Consider the following 20,706-nt stretch of genomic DNA (forward strand, 5'->3'; position numbering starts at 1 on the left):
GGCGGGGCAGGGGCGTTCCTCTTGGCAACCAACCGGAGGAAACCGATGCGCCTGCCCGTCCTGCTGATCGCCCTTGCCGCCACCCCCGCCCTGGCCTCCAGCGACGAAGCCTGGGCGCAGTTCCGCGCCGAGGTGGAAAAGGCCTGCACGGCGCTGGCGCCGGCCGAGGGCGAAACGGCGATCGAGATCAACCCCTTCGGGTCTGAAAGCTATGGCGCGGCCTTGCTCATCACCACGCTGGCCGATGGCGGCGCCGACCGTTATGTCTGCATCTACGACAAGAAGGCCAAGACGGCCGAACTGACCGCCGCCTTCGAGCAGCCCAAGGATGTGTCGATGCCGGCCGCCACCAGCGGCGGCAATGTCGTGCCCGAGGAAACAACCAAGACGGATACGCATCTGGTCAAGCCCTGACGCCGCTTGGTCTGCCCGGTCGCAGGGGTATTTGAAAAACAGAGAAAGCCTCAGTCGAGCCCGACCAGCGCCCGGGCGAAGTCGCGGGCGTCGAAGGCGTCGAGATCGTCGATCTGTTCGCCCACGCCGATGGCATGAATCGGCAAGCCGAAACGGTCGGCCAGCGCCACCAGGACGCCGCCGCGCGCGGTGCCGTCGAGCTTGGTCATGACGAGGCCCGAGACATCGGCGAGCTTCTGGAAGGTCTCGACCTGGCTCAGCGCGTTCTGGCCGGTGGTGGCGTCCAGCACCAGCAGGGTGTTGTGCGGCGCCGAAGGGTCCTTCTTGCGGATGACGCGGACGATCTTGGCCAGTTCCTCCATCAGGTCCTGGCGGTTCTGCAACCGGCCGGCGGTGTCGATCATCAGAAGGTCGGCGCCCTCGGCCTCGGCCCGGGTCATGGCGTCGAAGGCAAGGCTGGCGGGGTCCGAGCCCTCGGGCGCGGTCATCACCGGCACGCCGGCGCGGCTTCCCCAGACCTGCAACTGCTCGACGGCAGCGGCGCGGAAGGTGTCGCCGGCGGCGATGACGACGTTCTTGCCCGCCGTCTTGAACTGGCTCGCCAGCTTGCCGATGGTCGTGGTCTTGCCCGAGCCGTTCACGCCCACCACCAGCACCACCTGCGGCCGTTTGGGATAGATCGGCAGGGGCTTCGCCACCGGGGTCATGATCCGGGCGATTTCGGCGGCCAGCAGTTCCTTCAGCTCGGTGGCCGAGATGCGGCGGCCCATGCGGCCCTCGGCAATATTGGCGGTGACGCGCAACGCGGTCTCGACGCCCATGTCGGCCTGGATCAGCATCTCTTCCAGCTGCTCCAGCATCTCGTCGTCGAGCTCGCGCCGCGGCTCGGCCGGGGCGGCCTGGCCGAAGAGGCGGCCCAGAAGCCCGGGCTTGGCAGGCGTTTCGGGCGGCGGGGCCTCCGGGACGGGAACGGGTGCGGCAACCGGCGGCGCAGGCACCGGCGCCGCGCCTTGCGGACCTGCGCCTTCCGACACGATGTCATCCAGCCCCGCGCCGATCTTCGACGAGGACCGCGTCAGCCGCTCGCGCAGTTTCGAGAAAAACGCCATGCACCCATCCTTCTGCCTGTGGCGCAAGAGACTAGGCGTTCCGCGGCCAAAGGAAAAGGGCGCCTGCGAAGCGCCCTTCTTTCTTGTCGAAATATCCCGGGGGTGCGGGGGCAGCGCCCCCGCGGACGCTCAGGCCTTGCCCAGATAGATGTCGACCAGCTTCTGCAGCATCTCCAGCGCATCCTCGCGCGAGCGCTGGAAGCTGTTGCGGCCGATGATCGAGCCGTTGCCGCCGCCGTCGCGGATGGCGCGGGCGTCGTCAAAGACCGCGTCCGAACCCTTGGCCGCGCCGCCCGAGAACACCACGATGCGGCGGCCGTTGAACGAGGCCTGCATGCAATGCGCGACGCGCTTGGCCTGGGTCGAGACGTCGATCCCCTTGTCCTCGTAGACCTTCTTCGCTTCCGGCAGCATCAGGTGGTCGGTGGACAGCTTGATCTTGATGATATGCGCGCCGATCAGCGCCGCGATCTGGGCGGCATAGGCGGCGATGTCGATGGCGGTCTCGCCGTCCTTGGTGATCGCCTCGCCGCGCGGATAGGACCAGATCACGGTCGCGACGCCCTTGGCGGCGGCTTCCTTGCGCATCTCGACGATCTCTTCGACCATGTCGAGCGCCATGTCGCTGCCCGGATAGATGGTGAAGCCGATGGCCGAGCAGCCCAGCCGCAGCGCATCGTCGACCGAAGCCGTGATCGCCTGGTTCTTGCCGGCGGTGTCCGACATCAGCGAATTGGCCGAGTTCACTTTCAGGATGGTCGGGATCTGGCCGGCAAAGGTGTCGGCGCCCGCCTCGATCATGCCCAGCGGCGCGGCGTAGGCATTCAGCCCGGCGTCGATCGCCAGCTGGTAGTGGTAATGCGGGTCATAGCCGGCCGGGTTCGGGGCGAAGCTGCGCGCCGGGCCGTGCTCGAAGCCCTGGTCCACCGGCAGGATGATCATCTTGCCGGTGCCGGCCAGCTTGCCGGTCATCAGCATGCGGGCCAGCTGGGCCTTCACACCAGGCGCTTCGCCCTCGTAATTGGCGAGGATCTTGCGGACGGTATCGGTCATCTGCATCGGGAACTCCATGTCGAGAATGGCGGCTGCTTAGCAGACCCGCCGCCAAGGGCAATCAGGGTTGCGCTAACGGGAACTTCCCGTCCGCCCGCGCGTTATGTCCGGTCGTAATCGGGAGGACATTCCCATGGCGAACGAAGACCCCGCAGGCATTCCCGAACAGATCCGTCAGAACCGGCCCTTCTTCCTGGTGCTTGGCCTGGCGTTCGTGATTTCCATCTGCGCCTTCCTGTATATCCTGTTCATGGATACCAGCGGCCGCGACATCGAGCGCAACCTGCCGCCGGCCGTCACGGCGCCGGCCCCGCAGGCCCCCGCGCCGGCCTCTGGTTAAGGCCAGCCTGCCGGGCGGGGTGCCATCCGCCCGGCAACCTTGACGGGAACCGCGGCTTCCCTTGCCGGGTTTTGCCGAAGAGGAGATTGTCATGTCACACAATACCGAACCCGAGAAAGCCGCCCGCCGTCACCCGGCGGCGATCATCGCCATTGCGGTCGCGCTGGCGATTGCTGCGCTGGCGGCCTTCCTGTTCCTCGGCGCCGAGCCCAAGGAGACGAACGACGTCTCGCGCATCGAATCGGAAACGCCGGCGACGGCCGAGGGCACCGCAACCCCGGCACCCGCACAACCGACCGAGGCGCCGGCCGCGCCTGCGCAGAACTGAAAAAGGGGGCCGCTCCGGCCCCCCGATCATGGCGTCAGTGCTTTTGCAGCGCCGCGACGCCGGGCAGTTCCTTGCCTTCCATCCATTCCAGGAAGGCTCCGCCGGCGGTCGAGATGAAGGTGAAATCCCCCGCGACCCCGGCCTTGTTCAGCGCCGCCACCGTGTCGCCGCCGCCGGCGACCGAGATCAGCTTGCCCTCGCGCGTCAGCCGGGCCGCCTCGGCCGCGGCGGCATTGGTCGCGGCGTCGAAGGGGGCAATCTCGAAGGCGCCGAGCGGGCCGTTCCAGATCAGCGTGCGCGAGGCCTCGAAGACGGCGCGGATCGCCTCGACCGTCTGCGGCCCGGCGTCGAGGATCATCGCATCGGCCGGGCAGGCGCCGGCGGCCACGGTTTCGCTCTCCGCGCCGGCCTTGAACTCGCGGGCCACGACGACATCGACCGGTAGGTGGATGGTGCAGCCGCCGCTTTGCGCCTTGGCCAGGATCTCGCGCGCGGTGTCGGCCATGTCGCGCTCGGCCAGCGACTTGCCGACCTCGATGCCTTGGGCGACCAGGAAGGTATTGGCCATGCCGCCGCCGATCACCAGATGGTCGACCTTCTCGATCAGGTTGCCGAGCAGGTCGAGCTTGGTCGAGACCTTGGCGCCGCCGACCACCGCCACCACCGGGCGCTGCGGATTGCCCAATGCGGCGTCCAGCGCCTTCAGCTCCGCCTCCATCAGCCGGCCGGCGGCGGCGGGCAGCAGCCGTGCCAACCCCTCGGTCGAGGCATGGGCCCGATGCGCGGCAGAGAAGGCGTCGTTCACATAGGCCTGCCCCAGCGCCGCCAGCGAGGCGGCAAAGGTCGGATCGTTTTCCTCTTCGCCGGGATAGAAGCGGGTGTTTTCCAGCAGCGCCACATCGCCCGGCTTCAGGTCGGCCACCACGCGCTTGGCCGGGCCGCCGATGGCTTCCTCGGCGAATGTCACCGGCTGGCCAAGCGCCGCCTCCAGCGCCGGAAGCACGACCTTCAGGCTCATCGAATCCACGCGCTTGCCCTTGGGACGGTCGAAATGCGCCAGCAGCACCGGGATACCGCCCTTGGCCTGGATGTCCTTGACGGTCGGCACGATCTTCTCGATCCGGGTCGCGTCGGTGACCTGGCCGTTCTCGACCGGGACGTTCACGTCCACGCGGACGAGCACAACCTTGCCGTTCAGATCCAGATCGTCGATCGTGTTGAAATCCGCCATCTCGTTTCCTTTCCTGCCGGGCTGACGCAGCCGTGCGCGGTTTTCCCGCACAATGACATATTCGTCAACCGGCAGGGCGAACCCGGACGAGCGGGCGGCGTTGTGCGACCGGGACGAAATGCGTAAGGCTGCACCCGAGCCTGAGAAGAGGAGACCCCCATGGCCGAGATCAAGGATCCCGAGAACACGATCATCATCGCGCTGAAGGATGGCCCGGTGGTGATCGAGCTGCTGCCCGACGTTGCGCCCAAGCATGCCGAGCGCATGAAGGAACTGGCCCGGGCCGGGAAATATGACAACGTGGCCTTCCACCGCGTGATCGAGGGCTTCATGGCCCAGACCGGCGACGTGGAACACGCCAACATGGAAAACAACTACAACCCGGGCCGCGCCGGCACGGGCGGATCGGACCTGCCGGACCTGCCGGCCGAATTCTCGCGCCTGCCGCATGACCGCGGCACGCTGGGCGCGGCGCGCTCGATGAACCCGAACTCGGCCAACAGCCAGTTCTTCATCAACTTCAAGGACAACCATTTCCTGAACGGCCAGTATACCGTCTATGGCCGCGTCATCGAGGGCATGGAGCATGTCGACAAGATCGCCCGCGGCGAGCCGCCGGCGAATCCCGACCGGATGATCTCGGTGAAGGTGGCGGCCGATGTGGAATAAGCTGCTGATCCCGGCGGCGCTGGTCTTCGGCGCGGCCTCGGCGCATGCGGCGGGCCTGCCGGGCGTGACCGACGGGCCGGGTCCGAACCTGGTGATCGAGGTCGCCGACGCCAAGGGCGCGGCCAAGGGCCAGATCGTGCTGGATCTCTACAACGACAAGGCGCCGAAGCATGTCGAGCGTCTGGTCGGCCTGGCGAAATCCGGCGCCTATGACGGGGTGGTGTTCCATCGCGTGATCGACGGTTTCATGGCGCAGACCGGCGACGTGGAATTCGGCAAGCACGGCGGCGATACCGCGCGCGCCGGCATGGGTGGATCCAGCCTGCCGGACCTGCCGGCCGAGTTCAACGATGTCAGCTTCCAGGCCGGCACCGTGGGCATGGCGCGCTCGCAGGATCTCAACAGCGCCAACAGCCAGTTCTTCATCGACCTGGCCCCGGCCGAGTTCCTGGACAACCAGTATACGGTCGTGGGCCAGCTGGTCGATGGCTGGGACGTGCTGAACGCCATCAAGAAGGGCGATCCCGCTGCCAATGGCGCGGTGATCGAGCCCGATTACATGGTCAAGGTCACGGTTCAGGAGTGATCTGGCCGACCCGACCCGGAAAGCCCCGCCCACGCGGGGCTTTTTCATCGCAGGAGGACCGATGACCACGCTTTACATCGACGCCGACGCCTGCCCGGTGAAAGCCGAGGCCGAGCGCGTCGCGACAAGGCTGCGGCTGCCGATGGTGCTGGTCTGCAACGGCGGGCTGCGACCCTCGGCGAACCCTTTCGTGCGTTTGCAGATCGTCCCCGACGGCCCGGACGAGGCCGACAAGTGGATCGCGGGCGCCTGCGGGCCGGGCGACGTGGTGGTGACCTCGGACATTCCGCTGGCCGACCGCTGCCTCAAGGCCGGGGCGCAGGTGGTCCAGCCCGATGGCGAGGTGCTGACGCTGGCCAATATCGGCGGCCGGCTGGCGACGCGCGACCTGATGCAGGATCTGCGCGCCTCGGACCCGTTCATGCAGGGCCGGGGCGGCGGCTTCGGCAAGGCCGAGCGGGCGCGTTTCCTGCAATCGCTGGACCGGGTGATGGCCGCGGCGCTGCGAGTGCAGCCGCGCTAGGGCGACCCGGCCGCGGCCGGCGTGGTCGCGCGGCACGGAATCCTGTTGCCATCAACGACATATGGGCCTGATATGATCGCATCGCCGCGGGTCGGGTGCCGCGCGGCGCTCGACATGGAGAGCGCGCATGTGCCAGACCTGCCTTGAAGCCGTAGCAAGCACCGGCACGGTGCGTTTCTGCCAATGCGCCAGCCCCCAGACCCTGGCCGCCATGGCCCGGATCGAGGCCGACATCTCGCGCCGGCAGATGATCGGCGGCATGGCTGCGGTGGTCGGCATGTTCGCGGGCTTCGGCCTGGCCCCGCGCGAGTTGCGGGCCCAGACCCCGGGCCGGCCGCTGCTGCTGACCAACCTGCGGCTGTTCGACGGCCAGGCCCTGTCCCTGCGCGGCGGGGTCGAGATCCTGGTCGATTCCGGCCGCATCGCCGCACTGCCCGGGGTGGGGCAGGGGCCGCAGGACGCCGAGCGCATCGACTGCGGCGGGCGCACGGTGATCCCCGGCCTGATCGACTGCCATTGGCACGCCACGCTGGCGGGGGTCAGCCAGATCGTGGCGATGACCCAGGACATCGGCTTCGTGCACCTGATGTCGGGCAAGCAGGCCGGCGACACGCTGATGCGCGGCTTTACCACCGTGCGCGACGTCGGCGGGCCGGCCTTCGGGTTGCAGGCGGCCATCGACCGCGGCGTCGTCACCGGGCCGCGCATCTTCCCTTCGGGCGCGATCCTGTCGCAGACCTCGGGCCATGGCGACTTCCGCTTTTCGAATGCGCTGCCGATGATGCCCTCGGACCCGGCGGATTACGCCACCCGGCAGGGCGTGACCGCGCTGGCCGACGGCGTCCCCGAGGTGCTGCGCCGCACGCGCGAGCAGCTGATGAAGGGCGCGAGCCAGGTCAAGATCAGCGCCGGCGGCGGCGTCGCCTCGCAATACGACCCGCTGGAATCGTTGCAATTCACCCTGGACGAGATGCGCGCGGCGGTGGATGCGGCCAGCGACTGGGGCACCTATGTCTGCGCCCATGTCTATACCGCGCCCGGCATTCGCCGTTGCATCGAGGCCGGGGTGAAATCCATCGAGCACGGCCATCTGGCCGATGAGGATACCGTGCGGATGATGGCCGATCACGGCACCTGGTGGTCGATCCAGCCCTTCCTGGCCGACGAGGATTCCAACACCTACACCGACCCCAAGGCCGCCGCCGCGCAAAAGGCGGTGGCCGAGGGCACGGTGCAGGCCTTCGAATGGGCCGAGAAGCACAAGGTCAACTGGGCCTTCGGCACCGATATCCTTTTCGGCGGTGGCGAATCGCAGGGCCGGCAGCTGGCGAAGCTCGCGCGCTTCATGTCGCCGCTGGCCGCGCTGCATCGCGCGACCGGCGCGGCGGGCGCGCTGCTGGCGCTGTCGGGCGGCCGCGCGCCCTATGACGGGCGGCTGGGGGTGATCGCCGAGGGCGCGCCCGCCGACCTCCTGGTCATCGACGGCGATCCCGAGGCGAGCCTCGACTGGCTGGCCGATACCGCCAATCTGCGGCTCATCATGAAGAACGGCCGCCTGTTCAAGAACGAGTTGCAAGGGGGGTAAGGATGCGCGCATTCCTGGCGGCCGCCGCGGCGGCGCTTTCCACGGGGCTTGCGCCCGCCATGGCGCAGGACTGGTCGGGGCAGATCACGCCCTATGTCTGGGGTGCGGGCCTGGGCGGCGACGTGACCCCCTTTGCCGGGGCGCCGACGCTGTCCTTCGACAAGTCGCTGTCCGAGGTGCTCGAGGATACCGACGGCGCCTTCTTCCTGTCGGGCTTCGCCCGGCGCGACCGGCTGGTGCTGATGGGCGATCTGAGCTGGTCGGCCAGTTCCAAGGCGGGCGTCCTGCCGCCGGGCGTGCCGGCCGAAGGCAAGGTTACCCAGCGCTCGCTGACGCTGCTTGCCGGCTGGCGCGTTGTCGCGAACGACCGCATGACGCTGGATGCGCTGGCGGGCGCGCGGGCCTGGCGGGTCGAAAGCCGGATCAGGCTTGCCGGCGGCGCGCTGTCGGCCGCGCCCGGCAAGGATTTCGTCGATCCGATCCTAGCGCTGCGGGCCAATGTGGCGTTGGCGCCGCAATGGTCGGCGCTCCTCTATGCCGATGTCGGCGGCTTCGGCGCGGGGTCGGAGCACACCAGCCAGTTCCTGGCCACGGTGAATTACCAGGTCACCGACCAGCTTTACGTCTCGGCCGGCTATCGCCAGCTGAACGTGGACTATCGCGACGGCGGCACGCGGCTGGACGTGACCATGGCCGGGCCGATCCTGGGCGCGACCTGGCGCTTCTGACGCAAGGGCCGGGGTCGCCCCCGGCCTTGCCGCCTAGCCCAGCTGCACCATGCGGTGCTTCTTCTTGCCGACCGAGACCTTCAGCCCCTTGCCGATCAGCGCCGCGTCCACCGCCAGCTGCGGGTCGCTGACGGGGTCGTTGTTCAGCCGCAACCCGCCCTCGGCGATCAGCCGCTTGGCTTCTTTCCCCGAAGCGGCGATGCCGGTCTGCGCCAGCAGCTGCACCACCGACAGAGGCAGCGCATCCGCGCCGACCGTCACCACCTCGAGGTCGCCGCCGGCGCCGCCCTGTTCGAACACCTCGCGCGCCGTGGCCTCGGCCGAGGCGGCGGCCTCGGCGCCGTGCAGCAGCGTCGTCACCGCGTTCGCCAGGATGATCTTGGCGGCGTTGATCTCGGATCCCGAGAGCGCGCCGAGGCGGTTGCATTCCGCGACCGGCAGCTCGGTATAGAGCTTCAGGAACCGGCCCACGTCGGCGTCGGTGGTGTTGCGCCAGAACTGCCAGAACTCGTAAGGCGACAGCATCGCGCCGTTCAGCCAGACCGCGCCGCCCTGCGACTTGCCCATCTTGCGCCCGTCCGAGGTGGTCAGCAGCGGCGAGGTCAGGCCCCAGATCTCGCCGTCCAGCACGCGGCGGGTCAGGTCGATGCCGTTGACGATATTGCCCCACTGGTCCGAGCCGCCCATCTGCAAGCGGCAGTCGTAGCGGCGATAGAGTTCCAGGAAGTCATAGGCCTGCAGGATCATGTAGTTGAATTCGAGGAAGCTCAGCGACTGCTCGCGATCCAGCCGCGACTTGACCGATTCGAACGACAGCATCCGGTTGACCGAGAAATGCCGGCCGACGTCGCGCAGGAAATCGAGGTAGTTCAGGCTGTCCAGCCATTCGGCGTTGTTGAGCATCATCGCGCGCCCCTCGCCATAATCGAGGTAGCGGGCAAAGACCTGCTGCATGCCGTCGATATTCGCCTGGATCGCCTCCGGGGTCAGCAGCGGACGCTCCTCGCTGCGAAAAGACGGGTCGCCGACCTTGGTGGTGCCGCCGCCCATCAGGGTGATCGGGCGGTTGCCGGTCTTCTGGAACCAGCGCAGCATCATGATGTTCAGCAGGTGCCCGACATGCAGGCTGGCCGCCGTCGCGTCATAACCGATATATGCCGTCACCGGTCCGTTGATCAGGGCTTCGTCCAGCGCCTGCAGGTCGGTGCAGTCCGCCAGATAGCCACGCTCGATCATCACGTTCAGGAAGTCGGATTTGGCATGGTAGGTCATGGGCTTTTCCTTTCGAATGGCGCGGATATACCGTTGGGGCGATGAAAGGGAAAGCATGATGATCCGCGCGCTGGGGATGATGTCGGGCACCTCGCTGGACGGGGTCGACGCCGCGATGATCGAGACAAATGGCATCCGCATCGCCGGTTTCGGCCGCAGCGCCTATCGCGCCTATTCCGGCAATGAATCCGGCCTGCTGCATGCCGCGCTGGGGCAATGGCCGGGCGGGCCGGACGTGGCCGAGGCCGCGGCGCTTTCCGTTGCCGCCCATGCCGCGCTGGCCGAAGGTTTCCCCGAGGCGGAACTGGTCGGCTATCACGGCCAGACGCTGGCGCATGATCCGGGCACGAAAACGCAAAGGGGGCGCGGCACGCATCAGGCCGGCGACGGCGCGGCGCTGGCGCGCAGGCTGGGGCGGCGCGTGGTCTGGGATTTCCGCAGCGAAGACGTGCGGCAGGGCGGCGAGGGGGCGCCGCTCGCGCCCTTCTTCCACTGGGCCTGCGCGGAATGGGCCATGGGGCAGGGGCTCTTGCCGCGCGCGCCGGTCGCGTTCCTGAACCTGGGCGGGGTGGGCAACCTGACCTTCGTCGACCCCGAGGCCCCGGCCCCCGAGGCGCCGGGCGCCTGCATCGCCTTCGACACCGGCCCGGCCAATGCGCCGCTGAACGACCTGATGCGGGCACGGCGCGGGCTGGCGCGGGACGAGGGCGGGCGGCTTGCCGCGCAGGGCGTGCCGGACGAGGGCGTGATCGCGGCCTTCCTGCGCCATCCGCATTTCGCCCGGCCGCTGCCGAAATCGCTGGACCGCGACGCCTTCGCCGGAACGCTGGAGGTCGCGCATCTGGGCGATGCCGATGCCGCGGCCACGCTGACCCATGCCGCGGCGGCGGCGGTGGCGGCAGGGCTTTCGGCTCTGGAGCGGCTGCCCGCGCGCGTGCTGGTCTGCGGCGGCGGCCGCCTGAACGGCGCGATGATGGCGGCGCTGGCCGCGCGCCTGCCGGTGCCGGTGGCGCCGGTCGAGGCGGCGGGGCTGGACGGCGACATGCTCGAGGCGCAGGCCTTCGGCTGGCTCGCGGTGCGGGTGCTGCGCGGGCTGCCGACCTCGGGGCCCGGCACCACGGCGGCGCCGGCGCCGGTCTGCGGCGGTCGCATCAGCCCGCCCGGCCGCGGCTGAGGCCGCGGATCTCGGGTGGCGGGTTTCTGCCAACTGGCGCGTTTCGCGTCGTTTTCGGGAACGAAGCGGAAAAGGCCGCGTTGGGTCGCCATGGGACGGCTTCGCCCGTCCGTGACGAAAGACAACCGGAAAGGACAGCGTCCATGAAACCTCTTGTCATTGCCGCGACAACCTTGGCGCTGGCGGGTGCCGCCTTCGCGCAAGATGCGACCACCACCATGCCGACTGACCCGGCCGCGCAGGCGCAGGGCGCCGCCAATACGGCCGAGCAGGCAGCCGACCAGGCCGCGACCGCTGCGGACCAGGCGGCCGACCAGGCCGGCGCCACGGCCGAACAGGCGGCCGACGATGCCGCGACCGCGGCCGATACCGCAGCCGATGCGGCCGCGACCGCCGCGGACGATGCCGCGAATGCCACGGCCGGAATGGGCGAGAACGCTGCGGAGGACGCGGCCGATGCCGCCGATGACGCGGCGGCCTCTGCCGACAATGCCGCCGAGGATGCCGCCGACGCCGCCCAGGACGCGGCCGAGGCAGCGCCGGTGACGCCGCCCGACGTGAACGCCCCCGCGATCTCGGAAGCCGAGCCGGGCGTGCTGTCGAGCTGGGTGACCAGCCGGCGGATCTGGACCACCAACCAGCCGTCCTCGACCGAATGGGTGACCCCGACCATCGAGGAGCGCCCGGCCGAGTGGCAGGACATCGCCAAGGTCAATGACATCGTCATGGACGATTCGGGCCAGGTCGTCGGCTATATCGCCGATATCGGCGGCTTCCTGGGCATCGGCGCCAAGAAGGTGCTGCTGGGCGAGGATGCGATCCACCTGATCACCGTCGGCAACGACACCTTCTTCGCCACCAACTACACCAAGGCCGAGCTCGAGGCGCTGCCCGATTTCGACGAAAAGACCGTGCGGAAATAAGGCCGGCCTGCCTTGCCGACCGATACCCGGGGCGCCTTTCGAGGCGCCCCGTCGTTTTTTGCCGAAACGGCCTTGACGGCATCCGCCCCCATGCGTAAACCCCCTCGCACCCCGGACGGCGATCCGGGGAAATGGTCTGCGCGGTTGTAGCTCAGTTGGTTAGAGTACCGGCCTGTCACGCCGGGGGTCGCGGGTTCGAGCCCCGTCAACCGCGCCATCATTTCCGAACGTCGCCACGAAAAGCGCGGTTGTAGCTCAGTTGGTTAGAGTACCGGCCTGTCACGCCGGGGGTCGCGGGTTCGAGCCCCGTCAACCGCGCCATTTCGACTTTCCCCTTGCTTTCATGGGCTTGACCGCAGCGCCGTCGGCGCGGGCGGCTTTGGGTATTTGGGAAACGGTGAAGGCGCTTGCCTTGGGACGGTCGGCGGCGGCCGGGCTTTCAGGGGCTTTTCAAGCCGGCCCAATTCCCTATGCTGGCGGCCAGAGACACGGAGGGCCCATGGCACGCGGAATCGATTACGGCGGCATGATGCACCGGGCCATGGTGCGGCTGATCGCCGATGTCCTGGCCCAGGTCGCGGCCGAGGGCCTGCCGGGCGAGCATCATTTCTTCATCACCTTCGACACCCGCGATCCGGATGTGGAAATGGCGGACTGGCTGCGGGCGCGCTATCCCGAGGAGATGACCATCGTCATCCAGCACTGGTTCGAGAATCTGGAGATTTCCCAGGACGGGTTCCGCATCACGCTGAATTTCGGCGATTCACCCGAGCCGCTGTATATCCCCTTTGACGCGCTGCGCACCTTCGTCGATCCGGCGGTCGAATTCGGGTTGCGATTCGAGAATCACGAAGAGGACGACGAGTCCGCGGAAGAGGATGAGGACGAGGCCGAGGCGCCGGCGCCCGACACGCCTCCGGGCGGTGCCGAGGTGGTCAGCCTGGACAAGTGGCGCAAATAAGCCGCTGTTAGCGCATGGCATACGACGGCATACAGATTGCGAATCCTCGCCATCTCGCCTAGAACCCCTCGCGACACCGTGAGGGAGCATGCGATGACCAAGACCACCCGCACCGAGACCGACAGCTTCGGTCCGCTGGAAGTCCCCGGCGACAAGTATTGGGGCGCGCAGACCCAGCGCTCGATCCAGAACTTTCCCATCGGCTGGGAGCGTCAGCCGGTCGCCATCGTGCGCGCGCTGGGCGTGATCAAGCAGGCCGCGGCGCAGGTGAACATGGCGACGGGCAACCTGGACCCCAAGCTGGGCGAGGCGATGGTGCAGGCGGCCTCGGAAGTCGTGGCCGGCAAGTTCGACGACAACTTCCCGCTGGTGGTCTGGCAGACCGGCTCGGGCACGCAGTCGAACATGAACGCGAACGAGGTGATCTCGAACCGCGCCATCGAGATCCTGGGCGGCGAGCTGGGTTCCAAGAAGCCCGTGCACCCGAACGACCATGTGAACATGGGGCAATCCTCGAACGACACCTTCCCGACCGCGATGCATGTCGCCATCGCCATGCAGGCGCGCGACGTGCTGATCCCGGGGCTGGAAAAGCTGCACAAGGCGCTGGTCGCGAAGTCCGAGGAATTCAAGGACATCATCAAGATCGGCCGCACCCATACCCAGGATGCGACGCCGCTGACGCTGGGCCAGGAGTTCGGCGGCTACGCGCATCAGGTCGCGAAGGGCATCGAGCGGGTGAAGCTGGCGCTGGGCGACATCTACGAATTGGCGCAGGGCGGCACCGCCGTCGGCACCGGCCTGAACACCAAGAAGGGCTGGGACACGGCCATCGCCGCCGAGATCGCCAAGATCACCGGCCTGCCCTTCGTCACCGCGCCGAACAAGTTCGAGGCGCTGGCCGCGCATGACGCGATGGTGTTCTTCTCGGGCGCGCTGAAGACGGTCGCCGGATCGCTGTTCAAGATCGCCAACGACATGCGGCTGCTGGGTTCCGGCCCGCGCTCGGGCCTGGGCGAGCTGATCCTGCCCGAGAACGAGCCGGGTTCCTCGATCATGCCGGGCAAGGTGAACCCGACCCAGGCCGAGGCGCTGACCATGGTCTGCGCCCATGTCATGGGCAATGACGCCGCCATCGGCTTTGCCGGTTCGCAGGGCCATTTCGAACTGAACGTCTATAACCCGATGATGTCCTACAACGTGCTGCAATCCATGCAGCTCTTGGGCGACGCGGCGGGGTCCTTCACCGACAACATGGTGGTGGGGACGCAGGCGAATATTCCGCGCATCGATAAGCTGATGAAGGAATCGCTGATGTTGGTGACGGCGCTGGCGCCCACCATCGGCTATGACAACGCCACCAAGGTCGCCAAGACCGCGCACAAGAACGGCACCACGCTGCGCGAGGAGGCCATCGCCCTGGGCCTGGTCGACGGCGAGACCTTCGACCGCGTGGTCCGCCCCGAGCAGATGGTCGGTCCCGAGGATTGATGGTGGCCGGCCCCGACACCGGATCAGGCAAGGGCAAGGTCGTGAACCTGCGGGTGGCGCGCAAGAGCGCCGCCCGTGACGCCGCCCGCCGCCAGGGCGACGAGAATGCGGCGAAATTCGGCCGCAGCAAGGCGGCGAAGCAGGCCGAGGCGGCCGACCTGGACCGCGCCGCCCGGCACCTGGACCAGCATCACCTGGACCAGAAGCGGCGCGAGGAAGGGGACGCGGATGCCTGACCTGCCCGAGATGACGCCGCCGATCAAGCGCTCGGTCACCATCGGCGGGCATCGCACCTCGGTCAGCCTCGAGGATGCGTTCTGGCGCGAATTGCGCGGGCTGGCGCGCGAGCGCGGCGAGACGGCGGCCGGGCTGATCGCCGCCATCGACCGCAAGCGGCCGCCGGGGGTGGGGCTGGCCACCGCGCTGCGGCTTTATGTGCTGTCCGAGATCGGCCGCCATCAGGGCTAGGCTTGCGATTTCGGCCCGCGCCGCATAAAAGCGCCGGCGATATTCCGTATGAAAACTGGGAAAGACCATGGCAGGCCATAGCAAATGGGCCAATATCCAGCATCGCAAGGGCAAGCAGGACAAGCTGCGCTCGAAGCTGTTTTCGAAACTGGCCAAAGAGATCACCGTCGCCGCGAAGATGGGCGATCCCGACCCCGAGAAGAACCCGCGCCTGCGCTTGGCGGTGAAGGAGGCGAAATCGAACTCGATGCCCAAGGACGTGATCGACCGCGCGATCAAGAAGTCGATGGGCGGCGATGCCGAGAACTATGACGAGATCCGTTACGAGGGCTATGGCCCGAACGGCATCGCCATCATGGTCGAGGCGATGACCGACAACCGCAACCGCACCGCCTCGAACGTGCGCAGCTATTTCACCAAATACGGCGGCGACCTGGGGCAAAGCGGCTCGGTCAGCTTCATGTTCGACCGCAAGGGCGAGATCATGTATCCGGCCAGCGCCGGCGATGCCGACACGGTGATGATGGCGGCGATCGAGGCCGGGGCCGAGGATGTCGAGAGCGACGAGGACGGCCACTGGATCTATACCGCCGACACCGATCTGGCGGAAGTCTCGAACGCGCTGGAAGCCGCGCTTGGCGAGTCGGAATCGGCCAAGCTGATCTGGAAGCCGCAGGCGCCGACCGAGATCGACCTGGAGACCGCGCAGAAGCTGATGAAGCTGATCGACGCGCTGGAAGACGACGACGACGTGCAGAACGTCACCGGCAATTTCGACATTCCCGAGGAGGTCGCGGCCCAGCTCGAATGACGCCTCCGGCGGGGGTATTTGAAGAGCAAAGAAATCAGGGTCGCAGGTCTGCTGCGGCCCTTTTCATTGCGGCGGTCAGCGGCGCCAGCGCCGGCGCCATGGCGCGCTGAACGTGCCAGTAAAGCGGCACGTCCAGCGGCAGGCCGGGGACGAGCTCCCGCAGCCCGGCGCCGGCCATGCTCTCGGGCACCATGCCCCAGCCGAGGCCCAGGTCCACCGCCCGCGCGAAGGCCTCCGAGGCCGGGATGCGGTGGCCGGTCAGATGCAGGCGCCGGCCGGTGGCCTGTTCGGCCCAGCGGGATTGCGCGGCGTCCTTCTGGTTGAAGATCACCGCCGGCGCGCGTTTCAGCGCGGCTTCGGTGACGCCGTCCGGGAAGTGGCGCGCGATGAAGCCGGGTGTGGCCAGCGCGAGATAGCGCATATGGCCCAGCGGATGCACGTCGCAGCCCGGCACCGGCTGCGGATCCGAGCAGATCGCCCCCGAGACCTGGCCCTGGCGCAGCCAGTCGCGGGCATGGTCCTGGTCGTCGACTTCCAGCTCGTAGAGCAGCGGCAGCGCCGTCAGCGCCGGCAGGAACCAGGTCGCCAGGCTGTCGGCATTCACCGCCAGCCGCAGCCGGGCCGGGCCGGCGCCGGGGCGCAGCGCGCCGTCGAGCGTGGCTTCCAGCAGCCGCACCTGGTCCAGATGCTGCATCAGCCGCAACCCGGTCTCGGTGCCGGTGGCCGGCGGGCCGCGGTGGATCAGCACCTGGCCCAGCCGTTCCTCGAGCCCCTTGATGCGCTGCGAGATCGCCGAGGGTGTGACCCCAAGCGCCGCGGCCGCGGCGTCGAAGCTGCCGCGCCGGATGATCTCGGCCAGCGCGGCCAAGGCGGCATAGTCGAGCATCAGGCAGCCTTAATCCGGGTAACGATTTTGAATTTGCCTGAATTGCCCGGGCCGGGCAAGACGCGGTGCAAAGGAGATCGCCATGCATGCCTATCTGGCCGGGCTCGGCACCACGCTGTCGCTGATCGTCACCATCGGGGCGCAGAACGCCTTCGTGCTGCGGCAGGGGCTGATGCGGCGCCATGTGCTGGCGACCTGCCTGTTCTGCGCGGTCTCGGACGCGATCCTGATCTCGGCCGGGGTGCTGGGGGCGGGGGCGCTGGCCGGCCATGCGCCGGGGTTCCTGGTGGCGATGCGCTGGGGCGGCGCGGCCTTCCTGCTGGTCTATGGCGCGCGCGCCTTTCGCGCCGCCTGGCGCGGCGGCGCCAGCATGCAGGGCGGGCAGGGCGCGGCCGGGCTGCTGGCGACGCTGGGCGTATTGGCGGCGCTGACCTGGCTCAACCTGCATGTCTGGCTGGATACGGTGGTGCTGATCGGCTCGATCTCGGCCGGGTGGCAGGACAAGCCGGGCTTCACATTGGGGGCGATCAGCGGCTCGGTGCTGTTCTTCTTTGGCTTGGGTTACGGGGCGCGGCTGCTGGCGCCGGTCTTTGCCCGGCCGGCGGCCTGGCGGGTGCTGGATGCGCTGGTCGGGCTGACCATGTGGGCCATCGCGCTGGGGCTGGTGCTGAAGGGCTGACCCTTGCGCCGGGCCTCGGGGCGGGGCATGGCTGGGGCATGAACCATGCCGCGTCCCCCTCCTTGCGCAACGACCTGTCGGGTATCCTGTGGATGCTGACGGCGGGGCTGTGCTTCGTCGCCGTGAACGGCACGGTGCGCTGGCTGGGCCAGGCGCTGCCGGCGGCCGAGGGCGCCTTCATCCGCTTCGCCTTCGGCCTGCTGTTCCTGCTGCCGGCGCTGGGGCCGGCCCTGCGGCGCGGCTTCCCGGCGCGGATCTGGCGGCTGTTCGCCCTGCGCGGCGCGCTGCATGTCGTCGCGGTGATCCTGTGGTTCCACGCCATGGCCCGCATCACCGTGGCCGAGGTCACGGCCATCGGTTTCCTCAACCCCATCGTCGTGACCCTGGGCGCGGCGGCTCTGATGGGCGAGCGGATCTCGTGGCGCCGGGCGCTGGCCATCGCGGTGGCGCTGGTCGGTGCGCTGATCGTGCTGCGCCCCGGACTGCGGCAGCTGGAGGAGGGGCACCTGGCGCAGCTTGGCGCCGCCGTCACCTTCGGCGCCTCCTACCTGGTGGCCAAGCGGCTGTCCGAGCGGGTGCCGGCCTCGGTCGTGGTGGCGATGATGTCGCTGACGGTCTGCCTGGGGCTGGCGCCGATCGCGGCGCTGCATTGGGTGCCGCCAAGCGCGGTGCAATGCGCGGTGCTGGCCTGCACCGCCTTCTTCGCCACCGCCGGGCACTACGCCATGACCCGGGCCTTTGCCGCGGCGCCGCTGACCGTGACCCAGCCGGTGACGCTGCTGCAACTGATCTGGGCCAGCCTGCTGGGCGCGCTGGTCTTTGCCGAGCCGGTTGACGTCTGGGTGCTGGTCGGCGGTGCCACGATGATCGCCGCGATCAGCTATATCACCTGGCGCGAGTCGCGGCGGGGCGGGATCACCCCGCCGCCGGGACAGGAAAGGGACTAGCGCCGGCGGCGATCGCCCGGCTCCAGCCCGATGTCGCGCAGCAGGTGGTCCGAGAGCGTGCTGACCGGCGGCGGCCGGCCCCGGCCGGGCCGCAGCGCCGCGCGCATCAGCGCCAGGGCCACGCGGCCGAGGCCATGGGTCTGGATCAGATCGTCAAGCGGCACGCGCAGGTCGCGCCTGGAACGCAGGTCGGAAAGGGTCATCCGGTCTTGCCGCCCGTTCGCACGGCGCGGCCCTCATGGCTTGCAGGGATGGGAATCGCGGATGCGGCGCGCCACGCGGTTGCGCGCGGCGGTCAGGCATCGGCGATGTCGGGAGGGGCTCGGCCTGCGGCCGGAGCCCGGGTTGTCGTCAATCGCGCCGGAAGCGGCGTCGATTCACCCCGAAACGGGCGGCGGCTGCGTCGTGATCGGTCATGCCTCTGCCCTTTCCATGCCTGGGGTTGCGGAACGCCCCTTGATAGGCACGCTTTCCGATTCGCGACAACCCGCCCCGCGGCAAGCGCGGGGCGGGCTATGGCAAGGCTGCAACAATGGCTGTCAGTGCTCGACGGCGCCGCCGGCCTTATGCTCGACCGCAAGCCGGTTCAGGATGCCGGCTTGGGTGATGCGGCCGCCGCCTTGCAGGGGCAGGGCGTCGGCGCGGCTGGCGGCCAGGCTGCGCATGACTTCGCGCACCGGGGTCTCGCGGTCGATGGGCGTGCCGGGGGCCTCGCCGGGTTCGGCGATATCCTCGGCGGTCAGCACGGCCAGCGGGTTCATATGGGCGACGAAATCCTCGACATAGGCGTCGACCGGCTTGGCGATGATCTCGCGCGCGGTGCCGATCTGGACGATGCGGCCGCCCTCCATCAGCGCGATGCGGTTGCCGATGCGGAAGGCCTCGTCGAGGTCGTGGCTGACGAAGATGATGGTGCGGCGCAGGCGCTTTTGCAGCTCCAGCAATTCGTCCTGCAGCCGGTTGCGGATCAGCGGGTCCAGCGCCGAGAAGGGCTCGTCCATCAGAAGGATCGGCGCCTCGGTCGCGAAGGCGCGGGCCAGGCCCACGCGCTGCTGCATGCCGCCCGACAGGTCGCCCACCTTGCGGTCGGCCCATTCGGTCAGGTTCACCGTGGCCAGCTGCGCATCGACGCGCCGCGCGCGCTCGGCCGCGGGCATCCCGGCCAGTTCCAGCCCCAGGCCGACGTTCTCGCGCACCGTGCGCCAAGGCAGCAGGCCGAATTGCTGGAAGACCATGGCGATACGCTCGCGCCGCAGCCGGCGCAGTTCGGCGCCGCGCGCCTTGCTGACCGAGGCCATGCGGTCGCCGTCCCAGACCCGCACGTCGCCGCGGCAGACCGAGTTCAGCCCGTTCACCGCGCGCAGCAGCGTGGACTTGCCCGAGCCGGAGAGCCCCATCAGCACCAGGATCTCGCCCTCCTTGACGGTCAGGCTGCAATTGTGCACGCCCAGCACCTGGCCGGTTTCGGCCTTGATCGGGCCGCGGGCCAGGCCCTGGTCCATCAGCGGCAGCGCGGCCTCGGGCCGGTCGCCGAAGACGATGTTCACGTTGTCGAATTCGACGGCATTGCGTCCAGTCACGGCGCGTTCAGTCATCATGTTTGCCCACCCGCAGCATCCGGTCCAGCATGATGGCGACGACGACGATGATCGAGCCGCTTTCGAAACCCAGCGCGGTGTTCACGCTGTTCAGCGCCCGCACCACCGGCACGCCCAGGCCCGAGGCCCCGACCAGCGCCGCGATGACGACCATCGACAGCGACAGCATGATGGTCTGGTTCAGCCCGGCCATGATCTGCGGCGCGGCACTGGGCAGTTCCACCTTCCACAGAAGCTGGCGCGGGGTGGCGCCGAAGGCGGTCCCGGCCTCGACCAGCGCCTGCGGCGTCGAGCTGATGCCGAGATGGGTCAGCCGGATCGGCGCCGGCAGCACGAAGATCACCGTGGCGATCAGCCCGGGCACCATGCCGATGCCGAAGAAGACGATGGCCGGGATCAGGTAGACGAAGGTCGGCAGCGTCTGCATCAGGTCGAGGATCGGCCGCATCCAGGCGTAAAGCCGCGGCCGGTGCGCCGCCGCGATGCCGATCGGCACCCCCAGCGCCATGCAGACCACGCAGGCCGAGAGCACCAGGGTCAGCGACTGCATCGTCTCGTCCCAATAGCCCTGGTTCAGGATGAAGAGCAGGCTCAGCAGGACCAGCAGGCAGGTCTTCCAACTGCGCTGCAGGGCCCAGGTCAGCGCCACCGCCAGCAGGGTGAACACCAGCGGGTGCGGAAAGTCGAGGATCCCCAGGATACCGTTGATCAGCCCGTCGAGCAGCTTGGAAATGGCGTTGAAGATGAACGCGGCATGGGCGTTCAGCCAGTCGAATATGGCTTTGGCGGTCTTGCCGACAGGGATCTTGGTGTCGGTCAACAGAGCTGTGATTTGGTCCATGCTTCCTTTGCTACCGTTCGGGGTCGTCAAGACCCGGGGTTGTGAGGAGTGGCGGAATGGTCGGTCCCGGCGGAGGACGGTTCGTCATG

General features: G+C 68.6%; 25 protein-coding genes and 2 tRNA genes. 19 read left to right on the forward strand and 8 right to left on the reverse strand.

The genetic code is table 11. From position 1 onward, the window contains the following. The first annotated feature begins 45 nt into the window (after positions 1-45). On the forward strand, positions 46-414 hold the full coding sequence (locus PARN5_RS22130) for a hypothetical protein (protein WP_018000220.1): 369 nt from the start codon (positions 46-48) through the stop codon (positions 412-414). A 50-nt stretch (positions 415-464) separates the two neighbouring features. On the opposite strand, the gene ftsY is transcribed toward PARN5_RS22130, so the two are convergent. Then, the gene (ftsY, locus tag PARN5_RS0113065) at positions 465-1,523 is read right to left on the reverse strand and encodes a signal recognition particle-docking protein FtsY (RefSeq protein ID WP_018000221.1); all 1,059 of its coding nucleotides are present in this window, start codon (positions 1,521-1,523) and stop codon (positions 465-467) included. A gap of 129 nt (positions 1,524-1,652) precedes the next feature. Continuing rightward, entirely contained in the window at positions 1,653-2,582 is a 930-nt protein-coding gene (locus tag PARN5_RS0113070; RefSeq protein ID WP_026155411.1) for a class I fructose-bisphosphate aldolase, read from the reverse strand. A gap of 127 nt (positions 2,583-2,709) precedes the next feature. Between PARN5_RS0113070 and PARN5_RS0113075 the strand changes: the two genes are divergently transcribed. Beyond that, positions 2,710-2,916: a hypothetical protein gene (locus PARN5_RS0113075; protein WP_018000223.1), complete on the forward strand. Its 207-nt coding sequence runs from the start codon at positions 2,710-2,712 to the stop codon at positions 2,914-2,916. Positions 2,917-3,007: 91 nt separating this feature from the next. Next, a complete protein-coding gene (locus tag PARN5_RS0113080; RefSeq protein ID WP_018000224.1) occupies positions 3,008-3,244 on the forward strand; it encodes a hypothetical protein in 237 nt (78 codons plus the stop codon). Between the two features lie 34 nt (positions 3,245-3,278). Here PARN5_RS0113080 and PARN5_RS0113085 read toward each other — a convergent pair whose 3' ends face one another. Beyond that, positions 3,279-4,475, reverse strand: coding sequence for a phosphoglycerate kinase (locus PARN5_RS0113085; RefSeq protein WP_018000225.1), 1,197 nt, complete (start codon positions 4,473-4,475; stop codon positions 3,279-3,281). A 159-nt stretch (positions 4,476-4,634) separates the two neighbouring features. Between PARN5_RS0113085 and PARN5_RS0113090 the strand changes: the two genes are divergently transcribed. The 5 genes from PARN5_RS0113090 to PARN5_RS0113110 all read left to right on the forward strand — a co-directional run bounded on the left by PARN5_RS0113090 (position 4,635) and on the right by PARN5_RS0113110 (position 8,566). After that, positions 4,635-5,144 carry a peptidylprolyl isomerase gene (locus PARN5_RS0113090; protein WP_018000226.1) on the forward strand — a complete coding sequence of 170 codons (510 nt, stop codon included), beginning with the start codon at positions 4,635-4,637 and terminating at the stop codon, positions 5,142-5,144. After that, positions 5,134-5,730, forward strand: a complete 597-nt coding sequence (locus PARN5_RS0113095) for a peptidylprolyl isomerase (RefSeq protein WP_018000227.1) — start codon at positions 5,134-5,136, stop codon at positions 5,728-5,730. The genes PARN5_RS0113090 and PARN5_RS0113095 overlap by 11 nt, the downstream gene beginning before the upstream one ends. A 61-nt stretch (positions 5,731-5,791) precedes the next feature. After that, positions 5,792-6,253, forward strand: a complete 462-nt coding sequence (locus PARN5_RS0113100; protein ID WP_018000228.1) for a YaiI/YqxD family protein — start codon at positions 5,792-5,794, stop codon at positions 6,251-6,253. Between the two features lie 127 nt (positions 6,254-6,380). Continuing rightward, entirely contained in the window at positions 6,381-7,838 is a 1,458-nt protein-coding gene (locus PARN5_RS0113105) for an amidohydrolase family protein (RefSeq protein ID WP_018000229.1), read from the forward strand. A gap of 2 nt (positions 7,839-7,840) precedes the next feature. Beyond that, complete coding sequence (locus PARN5_RS0113110) at positions 7,841-8,566, forward strand: hypothetical protein (RefSeq protein WP_018000230.1); 726 nt, start codon at positions 7,841-7,843, stop codon at positions 8,564-8,566. A 33-nt stretch (positions 8,567-8,599) separates the two neighbouring features. On the opposite strand, the gene tyrS is transcribed toward PARN5_RS0113110, so the two are convergent. Beyond that, positions 8,600-9,838, reverse strand: coding sequence for a tyrosine--tRNA ligase (gene tyrS / locus PARN5_RS0113115; protein ID WP_018000231.1), 1,239 nt, complete (start codon positions 9,836-9,838; stop codon positions 8,600-8,602). Positions 9,839-9,896: 58 nt separating this feature from the next. Here tyrS and PARN5_RS0113120 point away from each other — a divergent pair, with 58 nt between their 5' ends. From PARN5_RS0113120 to PARN5_RS0113160, 9 genes are all read left to right on the forward strand, one after another. Beyond that, on the forward strand, positions 9,897-11,012 hold the full coding sequence (locus tag PARN5_RS0113120; protein ID WP_026155412.1) for an anhydro-N-acetylmuramic acid kinase: 1,116 nt from the start codon (positions 9,897-9,899) through the stop codon (positions 11,010-11,012). Between the two features lie 143 nt (positions 11,013-11,155). After that, positions 11,156-11,935 (forward strand): PRC-barrel domain-containing protein, encoded by a 780-nt coding sequence (locus PARN5_RS0113125; protein ID WP_018000233.1) that lies wholly within the window; start codon positions 11,156-11,158, stop codon positions 11,933-11,935. Between the two features lie 140 nt (positions 11,936-12,075). Next, positions 12,076-12,152 (forward strand) — tRNA-Asp (locus tag PARN5_RS0113130). A 27-nt stretch (positions 12,153-12,179) separates the two neighbouring features. Beyond that, positions 12,180-12,256, forward strand: a tRNA-Asp gene (locus PARN5_RS0113135). Between the two features lie 178 nt (positions 12,257-12,434). After that, entirely contained in the window at positions 12,435-12,896 is a 462-nt protein-coding gene (locus PARN5_RS0113140; RefSeq protein WP_018000234.1) for a ClpXP protease specificity-enhancing factor SspB, read from the forward strand. A 93-nt stretch (positions 12,897-12,989) separates the two neighbouring features. Continuing rightward, on the forward strand, positions 12,990-14,387 hold the full coding sequence (gene fumC / locus PARN5_RS0113145; protein WP_018000235.1) for a class II fumarate hydratase: 1,398 nt from the start codon (positions 12,990-12,992) through the stop codon (positions 14,385-14,387). Between the two features lie 2 nt (positions 14,388-14,389). Continuing rightward, positions 14,390-14,623, forward strand: coding sequence for a DUF4169 family protein (locus PARN5_RS0113150; RefSeq protein WP_026155413.1), 234 nt, complete (start codon positions 14,390-14,392; stop codon positions 14,621-14,623). Further along, on the forward strand, positions 14,616-14,855 hold the full coding sequence (locus tag PARN5_RS0113155) for a ribbon-helix-helix domain-containing protein (RefSeq protein ID WP_018000237.1): 240 nt from the start codon (positions 14,616-14,618) through the stop codon (positions 14,853-14,855). Before PARN5_RS0113150 ends, PARN5_RS0113155 begins: the two co-directional genes overlap by 8 nt. A 67-nt stretch (positions 14,856-14,922) precedes the next feature. Further along, complete coding sequence (locus tag PARN5_RS0113160) at positions 14,923-15,666, forward strand: YebC/PmpR family DNA-binding transcriptional regulator (protein ID WP_018000238.1); 744 nt, start codon at positions 14,923-14,925, stop codon at positions 15,664-15,666. A gap of 34 nt (positions 15,667-15,700) precedes the next feature. On the opposite strand, the gene PARN5_RS0113165 is transcribed toward PARN5_RS0113160, so the two are convergent. Continuing rightward, entirely contained in the window at positions 15,701-16,552 is an 852-nt protein-coding gene (locus PARN5_RS0113165) for a LysR family transcriptional regulator ArgP (protein ID WP_018000239.1), read from the reverse strand. Between the two features lie 82 nt (positions 16,553-16,634). Between PARN5_RS0113165 and PARN5_RS0113170 the strand changes: the two genes are divergently transcribed. Next, on the forward strand, positions 16,635-17,231 hold the full coding sequence (locus PARN5_RS0113170; RefSeq protein WP_018000240.1) for a LysE/ArgO family amino acid transporter: 597 nt from the start codon (positions 16,635-16,637) through the stop codon (positions 17,229-17,231). Between the two features lie 38 nt (positions 17,232-17,269). Beyond that, on the forward strand, positions 17,270-18,178 hold the full coding sequence (locus PARN5_RS0113175; RefSeq protein ID WP_018000241.1) for a DMT family transporter: 909 nt from the start codon (positions 17,270-17,272) through the stop codon (positions 18,176-18,178). On the opposite strand, the gene PARN5_RS22135 is transcribed toward PARN5_RS0113175, so the two are convergent. From PARN5_RS22135 to choW, 3 genes are all read right to left on the reverse strand, one after another. Further along, positions 18,175-18,381, reverse strand: coding sequence for a DUF1127 domain-containing protein (locus tag PARN5_RS22135; RefSeq protein ID WP_018000242.1), 207 nt, complete (start codon positions 18,379-18,381; stop codon positions 18,175-18,177). The genes PARN5_RS0113175 and PARN5_RS22135 overlap by 4 nt on opposite strands. Before the next feature lie 336 nt (positions 18,382-18,717). Next, positions 18,718-19,773 (reverse strand): choline ABC transporter ATP-binding protein, encoded by a 1,056-nt coding sequence (gene choV, locus PARN5_RS0113185; RefSeq protein ID WP_018000243.1) that lies wholly within the window; start codon positions 19,771-19,773, stop codon positions 18,718-18,720. Further along, positions 19,766-20,617 (reverse strand): choline ABC transporter permease subunit, encoded by an 852-nt coding sequence (choW, locus tag PARN5_RS0113190; protein WP_018000244.1) that lies wholly within the window; start codon positions 20,615-20,617, stop codon positions 19,766-19,768. The genes choV and choW overlap by 8 nt, the downstream gene beginning before the upstream one ends. Positions 20,618-20,706 lie beyond the last annotated feature (89 nt).

Origin of the sequence: Paracoccus sp. N5 (genome assembly GCF_000371965.1) — a bacterium.
GTDB lineage: Bacteria > Pseudomonadota > Alphaproteobacteria > Rhodobacterales > Rhodobacteraceae > Paracoccus.